At 67.9% G+C, this 15,312-nt stretch carries 14 protein-coding genes; 4 read left to right on the top strand and 10 right to left on the bottom strand.

The window, feature by feature from the left end; all coding sequences use genetic code 11:
• Nucleotides 1-19: 19 nt before the first annotated feature.
• The 7 genes from kdpC to yjjJ form a co-directional block, all read right to left on the bottom strand.
• The gene (gene kdpC, locus IB227_RS16070) at nt 20-610 is read right to left on the bottom strand and encodes a potassium-transporting ATPase subunit KdpC (protein ID WP_192288217.1); all 591 of its coding nucleotides are present in this window, start codon (nt 608-610) and stop codon (nt 20-22) included.
• A complete protein-coding gene (gene kdpB / locus IB227_RS16065; protein ID WP_132862616.1) occupies nt 607-2,655 on the bottom strand; it encodes a potassium-transporting ATPase subunit KdpB in 2,049 nt (682 codons plus the stop codon). Before kdpB ends, kdpC begins: the two co-directional genes overlap by 4 nt.
• A gap of 5 nt (nt 2,656-2,660) precedes the next feature.
• Nucleotides 2,661-4,373 carry a potassium-transporting ATPase subunit KdpA gene (gene kdpA, locus IB227_RS16060; RefSeq protein WP_192288216.1) on the bottom strand — a complete coding sequence of 571 codons (1,713 nt, stop codon included), beginning with the start codon at nt 4,371-4,373 and terminating at the stop codon, nt 2,661-2,663.
• A 10-nt stretch (nt 4,374-4,383) separates the two neighbouring features.
• A complete protein-coding gene (locus IB227_RS16055) occupies nt 4,384-4,476 on the bottom strand; it encodes a potassium-transporting ATPase subunit F (protein WP_057635969.1) in 93 nt (30 codons plus the stop codon).
• A gap of 329 nt (nt 4,477-4,805) precedes the next feature.
• Nucleotides 4,806-5,510 carry a hypothetical protein gene (locus tag IB227_RS16050; RefSeq protein ID WP_132862618.1) on the bottom strand — a complete coding sequence of 235 codons (705 nt, stop codon included), beginning with the start codon at nt 5,508-5,510 and terminating at the stop codon, nt 4,806-4,808.
• A 15-nt stretch (nt 5,511-5,525) separates the two neighbouring features.
• Complete coding sequence (gene pyrE, locus IB227_RS16045) at nt 5,526-6,185, bottom strand: orotate phosphoribosyltransferase (RefSeq protein WP_192288215.1); 660 nt, start codon at nt 6,183-6,185, stop codon at nt 5,526-5,528.
• 111 nt (nt 6,186-6,296) lie between these two features.
• A complete protein-coding gene (gene yjjJ, locus IB227_RS16040) occupies nt 6,297-7,679 on the bottom strand; it encodes a type II toxin-antitoxin system HipA family toxin YjjJ (RefSeq protein ID WP_192288214.1) in 1,383 nt (460 codons plus the stop codon).
• A gap of 455 nt (nt 7,680-8,134) precedes the next feature.
• Here yjjJ and IB227_RS16035 point away from each other — a divergent pair, with 455 nt between their 5' ends.
• From IB227_RS16035 to IB227_RS16025, 3 genes are all read left to right on the top strand, one after another.
• A complete protein-coding gene (locus IB227_RS16035) occupies nt 8,135-8,935 on the top strand; it encodes an exodeoxyribonuclease III (RefSeq protein ID WP_192288213.1) in 801 nt (266 codons plus the stop codon).
• Nucleotides 8,932-10,461 carry an MFS transporter gene (locus IB227_RS16030; protein ID WP_192288212.1) on the top strand — a complete coding sequence of 510 codons (1,530 nt, stop codon included), beginning with the start codon at nt 8,932-8,934 and terminating at the stop codon, nt 10,459-10,461. The genes IB227_RS16035 and IB227_RS16030 overlap by 4 nt, the downstream gene beginning before the upstream one ends.
• 85 nt (nt 10,462-10,546) lie before the next feature.
• Nucleotides 10,547-10,774, top strand: a complete 228-nt coding sequence (locus IB227_RS16025; protein ID WP_132862622.1) for a hypothetical protein — start codon at nt 10,547-10,549, stop codon at nt 10,772-10,774.
• 70 nt (nt 10,775-10,844) lie between these two features.
• On the opposite strand, the gene IB227_RS16020 is transcribed toward IB227_RS16025, so the two are convergent.
• Together IB227_RS16020 and IB227_RS16015 are read right to left on the bottom strand one after the other, a co-directional pair.
• On the bottom strand, nt 10,845-11,969 hold the full coding sequence (locus tag IB227_RS16020; RefSeq protein WP_192288211.1) for an anhydro-N-acetylmuramic acid kinase: 1,125 nt from the start codon (nt 11,967-11,969) through the stop codon (nt 10,845-10,847).
• A gap of 73 nt (nt 11,970-12,042) precedes the next feature.
• Nucleotides 12,043-13,494 (bottom strand): peptidoglycan DD-metalloendopeptidase family protein, encoded by a 1,452-nt coding sequence (locus IB227_RS16015; RefSeq protein ID WP_132862624.1) that lies wholly within the window; start codon nt 13,492-13,494, stop codon nt 12,043-12,045.
• 167 nt (nt 13,495-13,661) lie between these two features.
• On the opposite strand from IB227_RS16015, the gene tyrS reads away from it, so the two are divergent.
• Nucleotides 13,662-14,873: a tyrosine--tRNA ligase gene (gene tyrS / locus IB227_RS16010; RefSeq protein ID WP_192288210.1), complete on the top strand. Its 1,212-nt coding sequence runs from the start codon at nt 13,662-13,664 to the stop codon at nt 14,871-14,873.
• Nucleotides 14,874-15,036: 163 nt separating this feature from the next.
• On the opposite strand, the gene IB227_RS18540 is transcribed toward tyrS, so the two are convergent.
• The coding region (locus IB227_RS18540) for a hypothetical protein (protein ID WP_225591929.1) at nt 15,037-15,312 on the bottom strand (276 nt) is incomplete at its 5' end.

Genomic DNA, 15,312 nt, shown 5'->3' with positions numbered 1-15,312 from the left:
GTTGCCGGTCGCGCATGCATCACGGGGCATGCATGGCCTCGTCCAACCTGCGGTTGAGCGCGACCACGTTGATCCGTGGTTGGCCAAACACGCCCCATTGGCGGCCCTGCACCTGCGCCTCCACCACTGCCTGCACGCGTTCGACCGGCCAGCCGCGTGCCCGTGCGACGCGGGCCACCTGCACCTGTACGGCGGCCGGCGAGAGCTCCGGGTCCAGGCCGCTGCCGGACTGGGTGGCCAGTTCGCCCGGCACCTTCGCCGGGGCGATGTTCTCGCGGGTCGCGACGGCGGCGGTGGCATCCGCCACGCGTTTGGCCAGGTCCGGGTTGCTGCGCGCCAGGTTGCTGCCGGCAGCGGCCATCGGATCGTAGTTGGCCGCCGATGGACGTGCCTGGAAGTAGCCATCGCCCTTGAACGGCTGCGCGACCAGCAACGAAGCGCGCACCGTGCCATCGCCATCACGCAGCAGGCTGCCATCGGCCTGGGCGGGGAACAGCACGCCGGCGATGCCGGTGGCGACGATGGCATAGACCAGCCCGGTGCCGATCAGGCCGAACAGCGACAGGCCGATGGCCGGGCGCCAGAGGAGAGTGGAAGTCGTGGATTTCATGCGCCGAACACCATGGCAAGAAGAAGGTCGATGGCCTTGATGGCCGCAAAGGGAAGCAGCACGCCGCCCAGCCCGTACACCAGCATGTTCCGGCGCAGCAGCGCGGTGGCAGTGGCCGGGCGGAAGCGCACCCCGCGCAGCGCCAGCGGGATCAAGGCCGGGATCACCAGCGCGTTGAAGATCAGTGCGGCCAGCACCGCGTTGCGCGGGCTGGACAGCTGCATCACGTCCAGCGCGTGCATCGAGGGAATGGCGGCCACGAACAGCGCCGGCAGGATCGCGAAGTACTTGGACACGTCGTTGGCCAGCGAGAAGGTGGTCAGCGCGCCGCGCGTGATCAGCTGCTGCTTGCCCACTTCCACCACCGCCAGCAGCTTGGCCGGGTCCGAGTCCAGGTCGACCATGTTGCCGGCCTCCTTGGCCGCCTGCGTGCCGGAGTTCATCGCCAGGCCGATGTCGGCCTGCGCCAGTGCCGGCGCATCGTTGGTGCCGTCGCCGACCATCGCCACCAGCCGGCCGCCGGCCTGCTCGCTGCGGATGCGCGCCAGCTTGTCCTCGGGCCGGGCCTGGGCGATGTAGTCGTCCACGCCGGCCTCGGCGGCGATGGCCGCGGCGGTCAGCGGGTTGTCGCCGGTGATCATCACCGTGCGGATGCCCATCGCGCGCAGCTGCGCGAACTTCTCGCGCATGCCGTGCTTGACCACGTCGGCCAGCTCCACCACGCCGAGTACGTGCCGGCCTTCGCTGACCACCAGCGGCGTGGCGCCGCCGCGCGCGACCTGGTCCACGCGCGCCTGCAGTTCGTTGGGTACGTTGCCACCCAGTGCGAGCACATGCGCGGTGATCGCGTCAGCCGCGCCCTTGCGGATGCTGCGGCCGCCGGCCAGGTCCACGCCGGACATGCGGGTCTGCGCGGAGAAGGCCAGGTAGTCGGCCGTCTCCGGTTCAGCGGTGGCGCAGCCCTGCTCGCGCGCCAACCGCACGATGGACTTGCCTTCCGGGGTCGGGTCGGCCAGCGAGGACAGCAGCGCCGCCTCGCGCAGCTGGTCGCCGTTGATGCCGGCCAGCGCGTGGAAGGCCGATGCCTGGCGGTCGCCGTAGGTGATGGTGCCGGTCTTGTCGAGCAGCAGCACGTCCACGTCGCCGGCCACCTCCACCGCCTTGCCGGACTTGGCCAGCACGTTGGCCTGCAACGCGCGGTTCATGCCGGCGATGCCGATGGCCGGCAGCAGGCCGCCGATGGTGGTCGGGATCAGGCACACCAGCAATGCGATCAGCAGCAGCGGGTCCAGCGTCACGCCAACGAAACCGGCGATGGCCGGCAACGTCGCCACCACCACCAGGAAGGTCAGCGACATCGCCGCCAGCAGCAGCGTCAGGGCGATCTCGTTGGGCGTCTTCTGGCGGTTGGCGCCTTCCACCAGCGCGATCATGCGGTCCAGGAAGCTGTGGCCGGGCTCGGCGGTGACGCGCACCACGATCTCGTCGGACAGCACCTTGGTGCCACCGATCACGCCGGAACGGTCGGTGTTGGCCTCGCGCAGCACCGGGGCCGATTCGCCGGTGACGGCGGCTTCGTTGATGGTGGCCAGGCCGCGCACGATCTCGCCATCGGCCGGCACGAACTCGCCGGCGCTGATGATCACCAGGTCACCCGGGCGCAGTTCGGCGGCAGCGACCTTGTCCTCGCCTGCACCGGCCAGCGCGGTGGCCAGGCGGCGTGCGACCAGGTCCTGGCGTGCGCGCCGCAGCGACGCGGCCTGGCCGCGGCCACGCGCCTCGGCGACGGCTTCGGCGAAATTGCCGAACAGCACCGTCACCAGCAGGATCGCGGTGACGGCCAGGCCAAAGCCCAGCGGTGCATTGCCGCTGAGGGTGAGCAGCAAGGCCAGCAGCGTGCCGGCCATGACGATGGCCATCACCGGGTTGTGCAGCAGGTGGGCCGGGGCGAGCTTGCGCACCGATTCCAGCAGTGCCCGCCGCCAGCCGGCGGCATCGAGCAGGGCGGGGCGGCGTACGCCGGCATGTGGAACAGAAGCATTCATGGGGATCAGGCTCCCTGCAGTGCCAGGCTCAGGTGGTCGGCCACCGGGCCGAGGACCAATGCCGGCATGAACTGCAGCACGGTGAGGATGACGATCACGCAGACCAGGGTCAGCGCGAAGGTCGGGGTTTCGATCTGCAGGCTGCCCGCGCTCTGCGGGGCCTGCCGCTTGGCCGCCAGTTGGCAGGCGATGACCAGCGGAATGATCAGCACGGGGAAACGGCCCAGGGCCAGCACCAGCGCGCAGCTCAGGTTCCACCAGAGGGTGTTGTCGGCCAGCCCTTCAAACCCCGAGCCGTTGTTGGCATAGGCGGAGGTGAACTCGTAGAACACCTGGCTGATGCCGTGGAAGTCGGGGTTGGAGGTGCCGGCCAGGCCGGGCAGGGCCAGCGTCAGTGCGGTCAGGCCGAGCAGGGTGATCGGCTGCAGCAGCACCAGCACCGCCAGCAGTCGCACCTGCGGGGTTTCCAGCTTGCGGCCGAACAGTTCCGGCGTGCGCCCGGTCATCAGCCCGGCCAGGAACACTGCCATCAGGATGTAGACCAGGAACTGCTGCAACCCGCAGCCAATGCCGCCCCAGATCGCGCTGACCAGCATGTTGACCAGCGATACCAGGCCGGTCAGGGGGCTCATCGAGTCCTGCATGCCGTTGACCGAGCCGTTCTGCACCTGGGTGGTGAGCGTGGCCCACAGCGCGGTGCCATCCGCGCCGAAGCGGGTTTCCTTGCCCTCCATCAGCAGTGCGCTGGCGGCGGTGGCGCTGTGGCCCTCGGACCACAGGCTGGCGAAGGTGGACAGCAGCGACATGCCGAGCATGCAGCCGAACACCAGTGCCGCGAACTTCCGGCGCCCGGTGAAGCGGCCGATCATGAAGATGATCGCGATCGGGATCAGCACAATGCCGACCAGTTCCAGTGCATTGGACAGCGGCGTCGGGTTCTCCAGCGGCACGCTGCTGTTGGGTCCGTACCAGCCGCCCCCGTTGGCACCCAACTGCTTGGCCGCCACCATCGCCGCCACCGGGCCCAGCGGGATCTTCTGCGTCGCCATGCCGGCGCTGGCATCGATCGGCGTGGCCTGCGGGCCCGCGGCCAGGGTGGACGGCACGCCCTGCCAGGTCAGCAGCAGCGCCCACAGCAGGCACAGCGGCAACAGGAAGCGCAGGCACAGGCGCACCACGTCGGCGTAGTAATTGCCGACGGTGACGCGTACCGGCGTATGGGTGTCGGCGGCGGTGGCCGCCGGCGCCTTGGCGAACAACGCACGCAGCGTGGCCACCGCCAGCGCCAGGCCCATCATCGGCGTGATCACCTGCAGGCCGGTGATGCCGGTCATCTGCGACAGGTAGGACAGCTGTGCCTGACCGCTGTAGTGCTGCTGGTTGGTGTTGGTCAGGAACGACACCATCGTGTGCAGCGCGGTGTCCCAGCGCAGGTTGGGGATGTTGTCCGGGTTGAACGGCAGCCAGGCCTGGGTCATGAACACCGCCTGGGTCAGCACGGCCAGCACCAGGTTGCTGATCAGGAAGGCGAGCACGTAGCCACGCCAGGACATGGAATGGGTCGGGTCCACGCCGAGCACGCGGTACAGCGGCTTCTCGATCCAGTGGAACAGGATGTCGATGCGCATGGGCGTGCCGCGCATCAGCCGCGCCAGGTACAGCCCCAACGGCCAGGCCAGCGCGATGCCGGCCAACAGGATGACAAGGGTTTCGGTCATGGCGCGGTCCTCAGAACGACTCGGGTCGCAGGACCGCGTACAGCAGGTAGGCGGCGGCGATCAGCACCACCACGCCGCACAACAGGGAAAGCCAGCCGGGCATGGAACACCTCGGTAGGGGCACCGGATGGCCGATGCCCGTTGATGGAAGGGCAGGGCACCGGTCTTGGATACGCCGATCACCCCGTTCAAGGCCGGCATCGTCCTCCCGCAGGGCGTAAACGTTCGACGCCGACGGGCAGGGATTGGCGTAAAAAGCACATAAAAAGTGGGGGAACGCCGCATTGTCTGGCACGGCGCGCGATGTGGTCACCGCGCCCCACGCTCCTGCCGGGTGCGATGCACCTCATCGAGGGGAGCGGGCACCTTCGGCCGGGCAAAAGAAAAGCGGCCCGAAGGCCGCTTGGGTTCACATGACTCAGGACGCGTCGGTCATCCCTGCGCCGGTGCCGGGGCGGCGGCCGGTGCCGGCGGCGCGTCGGCCGGCGCGGTGATGCCCTTGAGCTCACGGTAGCGGGCCAGGGTCTGGGCGATCTCCACGTCCAGCGCCCTGCGCTGGGCCTCGAAGGCCCCCTGCAGGCGCAGTTGGGCCAGCAGTTCGCCATGGCGCTGGCGGATGTCCTGGGCCTGCTTGTCGGCCACCTTCTGCCCGGCCAGTTCCTTGTTGCCGGCCGATGCCAGCTGCGCCGCCAGCGCTTCGCGCAGGCTGGTCACGTTGTAGGCCGCGGTCTTGATGTTGTTGTCGACGATGGCGACGCGCTCGTTGAACACGCGGCGCAACGCATCCTCGCTGCCATAGGTGGACAGCATCGCCTGCTCGGTGCGTTTGCGCGTTTCCACCGCGGCGGCGTCCACCTCCGCCTGGGCCCGCGCCAGTGCCGCATCGGCGCGTTCCTCGGCGGTGAGCGCACGCTGGACCTCGGCACTGCGGGTGCCGCTGCGTGCGTTGAATTCCTCGCGCGCGCTGTTGACCGCCTCGCTCGGCAGCGTGTCCGAGCAGATGCGTTCGCCCCCCTGGTTCCAGCAATACAGCTTCTTGCCGGCGTCGGCCGGCTTGTTCTGCGCGGACACCGGCAGCGCCAGCGCTGCCAGCAGCGCCAGTGCGGTGGTACCTGTCCGGGAAGGAATCAGCGTCATGGCAGCCCCCTGCGATCAGCCTGTCGGATTGCTCCCGTAGCGGGCACGGTAGGCCAGCAACGGTTCGCGATAGCCGACAAGTTCCGGGTTCCCGGAGGCGAATGCAAGCAGGTCGGCCAGGTTGGCCACCGCGATCACCGGAATGCCGGTTTCAGCGGCCACGGCCTGGGCGGCCGAGCGGCGGTCTTCTTCCGAGGCGATCTCCTGGCGGTCCAGGGCCACCACGATGCCGGCCGGGATGCCGTTGGCCTCGCGGATGATGGCCAGCGCCTCGCGGATGGCGGTGCCGGCGGTGATCACGTCATCGACGATCAGGATGCGGCGGCCGGCCATGTCGGCGCCGATCAGGCTGCCGCCCTCGCCGTGGTCCTTGGCCTCCTTGCGGTTGAAGGTCAGCGGCAGGTCGCGGCCGCGGTGGGAGAACTCGCAGGCGATGGCGGTGGCCAGCGGGATGCCCTTGTAGGCCGGCCCGAACAACTGGTCGTAGGCCACCCCGGACGCCTCGATGGCATCGGCATAGCAGTTGCCCAGCTGGGCCAGGGCCAGTCCGGTGTCGAAACGGCCGGCGTTGAAGAAGTACGGGCTGGAGCGGCCGGACTTGAGGGTGAACTGGCCAAAACGCAGGGCGTCGGCATTCAGCGCCAGCTGCAGGAAGCGGGAACGGTGGTCACTCATGAAAATCCACTTTCTAGTCGTCGTTTGAAGGGCACTAGGTTAATGCATGGCTACGGCGAATGCTGGCGACGGAGGCCTTGCTGGCGGTTGCCTGAGGGGGACGGGGTGGGCTCAGGCCAGCAGTTCGCGGGCACGCGCCACCTTGGCCCATGCCTGCCGTGCGATCGGGCGGAAGCCTTCGGTCACCTGCTGGCAGGCAATCACCTGGCTCCAGAAGTCCTCCGCGGCGGCGGCGGCGGCCAACCATTCCGCCCGCTGCTCGGGAAGCGGCGGGCGGATCTCGAGCTCGCGTGGAACGATCTCGCCGCCGCTGCCCGGCCGGAACAGCATGGGCAGCATGTCGTACATCGGCGCGAGGGCGAGCGGACGATCGACGTCCAGCACCAGCGCCGCATTGCCCAGGTGCATGTCGGTGTTGCCGATCAGCTCACCGAACAGCGAGGCGATGGTCAGCAGGCGCGCATCGTCCGCGCCGATCCACCCGTCCCGCTGCAGCTGGCCGGCGAACCGCCACCAGTGGATGCGCCCGTGGCCATAGAAATCGGCGTCCAACGCGGCCAGCGAAACAAACCCACGGCGCCACAATTCCGGGCCTCGATCGAAGCGCTCGGACTCCAGGAACACCCGTCCGCCGGCCTCGATGCGCTGGCTGCTGGCTGCTGGCAGGCCGTGCTTGCGCATCACTTGGCCGGCGATGTGTTCGCAGCGCAACAGGTCGGCCCAGCGTCGCGCCGCATCGGTGTCTGCGCGTTCGCTGAACTTGACGATGGCTGCGCGCAACTGCTCGCCGCTCTTCAGGGTGACGGTGAACTTGGGCTGTTCGCCACCGGCCGAGGAGCCCGGCGCGTCACCGGCCATCGCCTCATCCGCCAGGTGCAGGTAGGCCTGCTCCCGCGCTTCATCCGCAATGACGTGGGTGGGCTCGAAGATCTGCTGCACCGCACGTCGATAGGCGACATCACCCAGCACAAGGTCGCCCGGTGGGTCGGTTCCGTACTGCAGGATGGCAATGGCGTAATCGTCGGGCGTCCAGTGGTCCAGCACGGCATCCACGTGGATGTCGTCCGCGATCCGACGTGCGAACGCGCGCCCGAGGAAACCCTGCGGGCGTTGGTCATCGATGAACCAGGGCAGCCCGGGATAGCGGCCGTCACGGAAATCGCCGATGAAGAACGCCGGGCAGGGCATATCGGCGATGAACAGGTAGCCGCCGTCGTGCAGCGCCTGCAGTTGGCCCAGCCGCACACCTTTGCTCGTCGCATCCAGCCGGTACAGGGGCCAAATGCTGCCGTTGCGGCCGACCTGTCGGGTGGCCGCATAGCGGGTGCTGCGGGCCTTGCCGATACGGGCAACCTGGTCGGCCGCTGCTGCGATCAGGCGCGACACCGTGGGCTGGCTCACGCCCAGCGCGGCACCGATCTCCGCCGCACTGGCCGAAGACTGGGTGCGAAGATAGGCCAGCAATGTCGCAAGCGTGGCAGGAGGCGAGTTCATGGAATCATTCTACGTGCACGAGAATAGCTATTTGAATAGATATTTGAATGGATTTGGATTTGTCTATGACCATTCCTGCAGCCCCAGGGGAGGCATGGTCTGACCCCGCGGGAATCCACCTATTCCGTGGGACTTATCGGGAGTACATGTGACTCTGCGGGAATCCACGGGACTCAGCGGGACTGTGCGGGACTGTGCGGGAATCCATGGGACTCCTCACCCCAGCGCTGAATAGATACTGCTCTCTCTCCCACATGCTTCGTGGCCGCTGTAGCGGCGCGGCCCCCGCGCGACATCCCCTGCGCCGTCGTGCCCCGCTGGCGCTGGCAAATGAAAGCAGCGGCAAGGCATGATGCCCATTCTTTGTGCTTCTTTCGGTCTGAAGGCGGCCGCGGTGCCGACATCGGCGCCAGATGGCCTGATTAGGCTCGATAAAACAACAATATAGGCCAGCTATGCGTATCACCAGCTTCAACGCCAACGGCATCCGTTCGGCAACCACCAAGGGCTTCAGCGAGTGGTTCCTGGGGCAGCAGTCCGACGTGCTCTGCATCCAGGAGACCAAGGCGCAGGAGTCGCAGCTGACCGACGCGCTGTTCCGCCCGGACGGCCACCACTGCTTCTACCGCGACGCCATCACCAAGAAGGGCTACAGCGGCGTGGCGATCTGGAGCAGGCGCGAACCGGACGAGGTGCGCACCGGGCTGGGCTGGGCGCCGTTCGACGACGAGGGCCGCTACATCGAGGCCCGCTTCGGCAACCTGAGCGTGGTGTCCTTCTACATCCCCTCCGGTTCCTCCGGCGAGCTGCGCCAGGGCTTCAAGTTCGAGGTCATGGAGTGGCTGCGCCCGGTGCTGGACCAGTGGCTGGCCAGCGGCCGGGACTACGTGCTGTGTGGGGACTGGAACATCGTGCGCAGTGCGCTGGACATCAAGAACTGGAAGTCCAACCAGAAGAACTCCGGCTGCCTGCCCGAGGAGCGCGACTGGCTGAATGGCTTATGCGCCGACCTGCCCGAGCACGCCGACCCGGCCACCGGCCGCGGCTGGGTGGACGCCTACCGCGCGCTGAACCCCACCGGCGAGGACTACACCTGGTGGAGCAACCGCGGCGCGGCCCGGGCCAACAATGTCGGTTGGCGCATCGACTACCAGTTCGTCACCCCGGGGCTGCGTGATCGCCTGCGCGGCTGCTCGATCTACACCGGCCAGCGATTCTCCGACCACGCCCCGTTCAGCGTGGACTACGACCTGTGACCGAAGCGCTGGTGGAGGCCCCGCATCGCGGCCTGCCGCGGCTGCGCCGCCTGTTCGTGATCCTGCTGCTGGGCTTCGCCTCCGGCCTGCCGCTGGCGCTGACCGGCGGCGCCATGCAGGCGTGGCTTACGGTGGAAGGCCTGGACCTGGTCACCCTGGGCTTCCTGTCCCTGATCGGCATCCCGTACACGTTCAAGTTCCTGTGGGCGCCGCTGATCGACCGCTTCGACCTGCCGTTGCTCGGCCGCCGGCGCGGCTGGATCGTGCTGATGCTGTTTGCCCTGGCCGCGGCGCTGCTGGTGATGAGTTCGCTCTCGCCCTCGCGCAACCTGGGCCTGTTCGCTTCCGTGGCGGTGGTGGTGGCCTGCCTGTCGGCCACCCTGGACGTGGTGATCGATGCCTACCGCACCGACCTGCTGCAGCCGGCCGAACGCGGCCTGGGCGGCTCGCTGACCGTCCTTGGCTATCGACTGGCCATGGTCCTGTCCGGTGGCATCACCCTGATCTGGGCCGAGCAGTGGCAGAGCTGGCCGCAGGTGTACCGGGTCATGGCGAGCCTGGCGGCCGTGGTCGGCGTGCTGGCGCTGGTGCTGATGCCGCCGCTGCCGGCACGCTTCAAGGCACCGGTCTCCAAGGCCAGCAGTGAAGTGTGGGGGTTCCTGGCGCTGGTGCTTGGCGTGGCGGCGGGGGCCTGGCTGGCACACCAGCTGCTGGTGCTGGTCGGGCTGGACCCGGAAAGCAGCGACCGCTGGGTGCGGCTGGTGTTCGTCATCACCCAGATCGCAGCGGCAATGGTGCTGGGCCTGGGGGTAACCCGCTGGGTGCGCTTCGAAACCCTCAACGCCTCGCTGCGCAGCTATTTCGGCATGCGCGGTGCCGGCGCCTTCCTCGCGCTGGTGGTGCTGTACAAGGTCGGCGACGCCTTCGCGCTGAGCCTGTCCACGCCGTTCCTGCTCAAGGGCATGCACTTCAGCCAGGCCGAGGTGGGGCTGGCCAACAAGACCATCGGCCTGCTGATGACCATCGTCGGCGCCATCGTCGGCGGCTTCTTCCTGCTGCGCCTGCGCCTGTCCACGGCGGTGATCGCCTTCGGGGTGCTGCAGCTGGTCTCCAACCTGGGGTTCTACCTGCTGGCCCGCGAGGGCGCAGGCGCCTGGGGTACGGTGGAAGTGCCCGCCTTCAACCTGCTGATCGTGCACCTGGACACGCCCACGCCGATGGACGGCCTGCTGCTGTTCGCGCTGAGCCTGGACAACTTCGCCGGCGGCATGGGCACGGCGGCGTTCGTGGCGCTGCTCAGTGGCCTGTGCGGCACCCGCTTCTCGGCGACCCATTACGCGCTGTTGTCGGCCTTCGCCACGCTGGGGCGGGTGTTCGTCGGGCCGTTCGCCGGTGTCCTGGCCGATGCCTATGGCTGGCAGGTGTTCTTCCTGGTCTCGGTGGTGGTCGGCATGCCGGGCCTGCTGATGGCCTGGTGGCTGCGCCGCGAGGTGGATGCCACCACCCGGGTTGTCGAGGCCGGCTGAACCGCCGGCCGGTTCGTATTGAATCCCCCGGCCGCCTCGCTGATGATGCCGCCGGGGGATCCACCGGACCGTTGACGTGGTGGACATGGCCGAAGTGACCTTGCGGGATATCGACCCGCTGTTGTTTGAGCGCATCCGCCGCCTGGCGGTGGCGCGCGGCTGGACCCATGAGCAGACCTGCCTGATCCTGCTCGAACAGGGGCTGTTCTCCAGCGAGCACGAAGTCCGCAGCGGCTTCGAGAACCGCGAAGTCGACGTCCTCACCGAAGCCATCAAGGCCCTGCACGAACTGCCCGCCGGCGCCGACCTGTAGCCCGCAGGCTGGCCAGCAGCGCTTTCCCCGCGCATTGGCGTGGATGCAATCTCCGCCCAGTCAAGCCGCCTCAGGCCGGATGGATCGCGCCCAGGATCCGCGGCCCACGGGCCCCGCTGACGCTGGGCAGGTTGCCCGGCAACCCCGCCAGCGTCTGCTGCGCCAGCCACGCAAAGCCCATCGCTTCCATGTAATCCGGGTCCAGCCCCTGTTCGGCGCTGGAGCCGATCACCACCCCCGGCAAGCGAGCCTGCAACCGGCGCAGCAACGGCGGGTTGCGCACGCCGCCGCCGCAGACCAGCAGGCGCCGCACCTGCGGCAGGTGGGTCAGCAACGCGTCCGCCACGGTGGCAGCGGTCAGTTCCAGCAAGGTGGCCTGCACGTCGGCCGGTGCCAGTGGCCGGCCGTCGAAGCGCGCCTCCACCCAGGCCAGGTGGAACTGTTCGCGGCCGGTGCTTTTCGGCGGTGGCAGGGCAAACCACGGTTCGGCCAGCAGGCGCGCCAGCAGGCCTTCATCGACCTGGCCGCTGGCCGCGAACGCGCCATCGGCATCGAAGGCCTGTCCCAGATGCCGATGGCACCAACCATCGAGCAGCGCGTTGGCCGGTCCGGTGTCGAAGCCCCGCAGGCTGCCGTCACGGGCGATCAGGCTCAGGTTGCCGATGCCCCCCAGGTTCAGCACGGCACGGTCCTCGTCGGTGCTGCCCAGCATGGCCAGGTGGAAGGCCGGCATCAGCGGCGCGCCTTGGCCACCGGCGGCCACGTCGCGGCGGCGGAAGTCGGCCACCGTGGTGATGCCGGTCAACTCCGCGATGCGGTTGGCATCGCCGATCTGCCAGGTGAACCCCGGCGCGGCCAGTGGCCGGTGGCGGATGGTCTGCCCATGCGAGCCGATCGCGCGCACCTGCCGGGCGTCCACGCCGGCACTGGCCAGCAACCGGTTGGCAGCCGCGGCGAACGCCATCCCGACCTGTGCATCCAGTTGCCCCAGCGTATCCAGCGAGGCCGGCTCATGGCCCTGGCCCAACGCGATCAGTGCCGCGCGCGTGTCCGCCTCCCAGTCATGGGTATGGCCTTGCACGAAATGGCACCCGCCTTCGGTCGGGAACTGCACCAACGCGGCATCGATGCCATCGGCACTGGTGCCGGACATCAGGCCAAGGAACAACGGCAGGCGGGGATCAATGGCGGTCATGGCGGAAGCCGGATGAAAACGGGCAGGGAAGCTTCAAGCCCCCTGCCCGTGGCGTCAACGCGCGGCGGTTGGATCAGCCGCGCTTGCCGGTCGGTGCCGCCGCGCTGGCGGTCTGCGTCGGCGCCGGCGTGGCGCTGCCGGCATCGGCGTAGATGGCTTCCTCCATGCCGCGGATCCGCGCCATGGCCGGCGCGGTCTGCGCACGGAACGCCGCCAGTTCAGCGCCCTTGAGCGGTTCCGGCGGCGGCATCGTCACCGACAGCGGGTTGCGGTGCTGGCCATTGACGCGGAATTCGTAGTGCAGGTGCGGGCCGGTGGCCAGGCCGGTCGAGCCGACGTAGCCGATCACCGCGCCCTGCGGCACGCGCGCCCCGGTGCGGTAGCTGCCCAGGCGCGACATGTGGCCGTACAGCGTGGTGTAGCCGCGCCCGTGGTCCAGGATCACCACGTTGCCATAACCGCGCTGGGTGCCGGCGAACTGCACGCGGGCATCACCGGCGGCCATGATCGGGGTGCCGGTGCGCGCGGCATAGTCCACGCCCTTGTGCATGCGCATGGTGCCCAGCACCGGGTGCCGGCGCGCGCCGAAGTTGGAGCTCAACCGCGCGAACGGGATCGGCATGCGGATGAAGCTCTTCTTCAGCGGCCGCCCGTTGATGTCGTAGTACTCGAACTTGCCGCCGCGCTCGAAGCGGAAGCCGGTGTAGGTCTTGCCCCCGGTGTTGAACGTGGCCGCCAGGATCTTGCTGGTGTCGATGCGCTCGCCTTCGCGCCAGGTCTCGTCCATCACCACGCTGAAGCGGTCGCCCGGCTGCAGGTCCTTGGAGAAGTCGATGTCGTACTTGAAGATCTCGTCGGTCATCGTGGCGATGGCCGAGGGCGAGAGCCCGGCGCGGCGCGCGGAGGCGTACAGCGAACTGGTGATCTCGCCACTGGCGACCACCGTCCGGGTGCTCGTCGCCCGTTCGGTCACCTTCTCGCTGATCTGGTCATCGCGCAGGGAGAGTTCGACGCGGTGGCTGGCATCACGGTCAAACCGGAGGGTGCGCAGGCTGCCGTTCACCGGCAGGTCGAACGCCAGCTCGGTGCCGGGCTTGAGCCGGGTCAGCACCTCGCGGGTGCCGGGGTGTTCCAGCACGCGGTGCATCACCGTGGCCGGCACGCCGGCCGCTTCGAACAGGTCGCTCAGGGTCTGGCCACGCTGCACGCGCAGGATCTGCCAGCTGTCCCCGGGCGTTTCGCCCTGGCGTGCCAGCGCCAGCGGCGGCAAGGGCAGTGCCAACGAGGCATGCGAGGCGGGCAGGGGGTTGTCGATGGAATTGGAGAACCCCGGCACGATCGTCGCGGCGAGCGCGCCGATGGTCACGAACAGGCTGGCGTGGATCCAATGGCGCCGTGTCCAGCGTTCGTTGAACGCGGCGGGAAGATGATCCTTGAGCCTCCGATGCAGGGCCGTGTCGTGCAGGACGTTGCGTCGTTCCTGGATGCGCTGCTTGCGCGCATCGCCATGATCGGATTGTGCCATCGGTGGTTTCTCTGACCGGCCCGGAGCGCGGGCTCAAACGGGGGTAACATAGACACCTATCAATACCGCGTCAAACCATTGAGCCATATGGCTTTTCGATCTGCCGGCGTGGTTAACTTGCACTTAACACCATTCATGTTTTTAACGGCGAAGCCGGGAGTTTTAGCGTGTCCCCCATTGATGAAGCCCTTGCCCTGATCGGCCGCGGAGCCGATGAAATCCTCAAGTTGGATGAATTGCGCCAGCGCCTGGAGAGTGGTCGCCCGTTGCGCGTGAAGGCTGGCTTCGATCCCACCGCCCCGGACCTGCACCTGGGCCACACCGTGCTGCTCAACAAGCTGCGCCAGTTCCAGGACCTCGGCCACCAGGTCATTTTCCTGATCGGCGACTTCACCGGCATGATCGGCGACCCCTCCGGCAAGAGCCTGACCCGCAAGCCGCTCAGCAAGGAAGACGTGCTCGCCAACGCCCGCACCTATGAGGAGCAGGTGTTCAAGGTGCTGGACCGCGACAAGACCGAAGTCCGCTTCAACTCGGAGTGGTTCGGCAAGATGGGCGCGGCGGACATGATCCGCCTGGCCGGCCAGCACACCGTCGCGCGCATGCTCGAGCGCGACGACTTCGCCAAGCGCTATGCCGCCCAGCAATCCATCGCCATCCATGAATTCCTCTACCCGCTGGTGCAGGGTTACGACTCGGTGGCACTGGAAGCGGACGTTGAACTCGGCGGCACCGACCAGAAGTTCAACCTGCTGATGGGTCGTGGCCTGCAGGAGCATTACGGGCAGAAACCGCAGATCGTGCTGACGATGCCGCTGCTGGAAGGCCTGGACGGCGTCAACAAGATGTCCAAGTCGCTGGGCAATTACATCGGCATCAGCGAACCGGCCATCGACATCGTCACCAAGACCATGAAGGTGGACGACACCTTGATGTGGCGCTGGATCGACCTGCTCAGCTTCGACATCTCCATTGCCGAAGCCAAGCAGCTGCGTGCCGACGTTGAAGCCGGCACGATCAATCCGCGCGAGATCAAGCTGCGTCTGGCGCGCGAACTGACTACCCGTTTCCATGATGCCGCCGCCGCCGAGCAGGCCATTGCCGGTTGGAACGCGGCGGTGACCGGGCAGGGCGACATCACCCAGCTGCCGCTGCAGGAAGTCACCGTGCCGGCCGAAGGCCTGCGTATCGGCGCCTTGCTGACCGCTGCGGGCCTGACCCCCAGCAACTCCGAAGCCTCGCGCAAGCTCAAGGAACGTGCGGTCAAGGTGGATGGCGAAGTGATCGAAGACGCACAGACCGTCCTGCAGCCGGGCTTCGAAGGCCTGCTGCAGGTGGGCAAGCGCACCTTCGCCCGCGTCCTGCTGGTCGCCGGCTGAGCCCGAACCCAGCACACCAGGGATCTCCGGGCTCGTGATCTCCCGGCTCGCGGCAGAAAAGCCCCTCTCCCGCAAGCGGGAGAGGGGCTGGGGTGAGGGGAGGGTCGTAGCGCTCCTTATATGTGTGGGGGGAGCAGGCGCTGTCTCACCGCCTTGGGCGGCCTCAGAACAGGCCGCCCAAACAAAAGTAAGAAAAAGCCTCCACACCCCCTTCACAAAGCCGCAAAAGAAGCACATACTTTCCTTCCCCCGACGCAGGGGCCTCGCAAGAGGCGCAGCGCAGGGAAAGTTCGAAGTCACCGCCTCGCAAAAAGGTGTTGACGGAAACGAAAAGCCTGCTAAAGTAGGCGGCTCGCTTCAACGAGATGCCTTCGGGCGCCGGAGAAGCAGTTGAGTCAACTTCCTCGAAACGAGGTGTTGACGAAACGGAAAAGCCGGC

The organism is Stenotrophomonas sp. STM01 (assembly GCF_014852135.1).
Lineage (GTDB): Bacteria > Pseudomonadota > Gammaproteobacteria > Xanthomonadales > Xanthomonadaceae > Stenotrophomonas > Stenotrophomonas capsici.
This window is presented reverse-complemented; position numbering and strand designations above follow the sequence as displayed.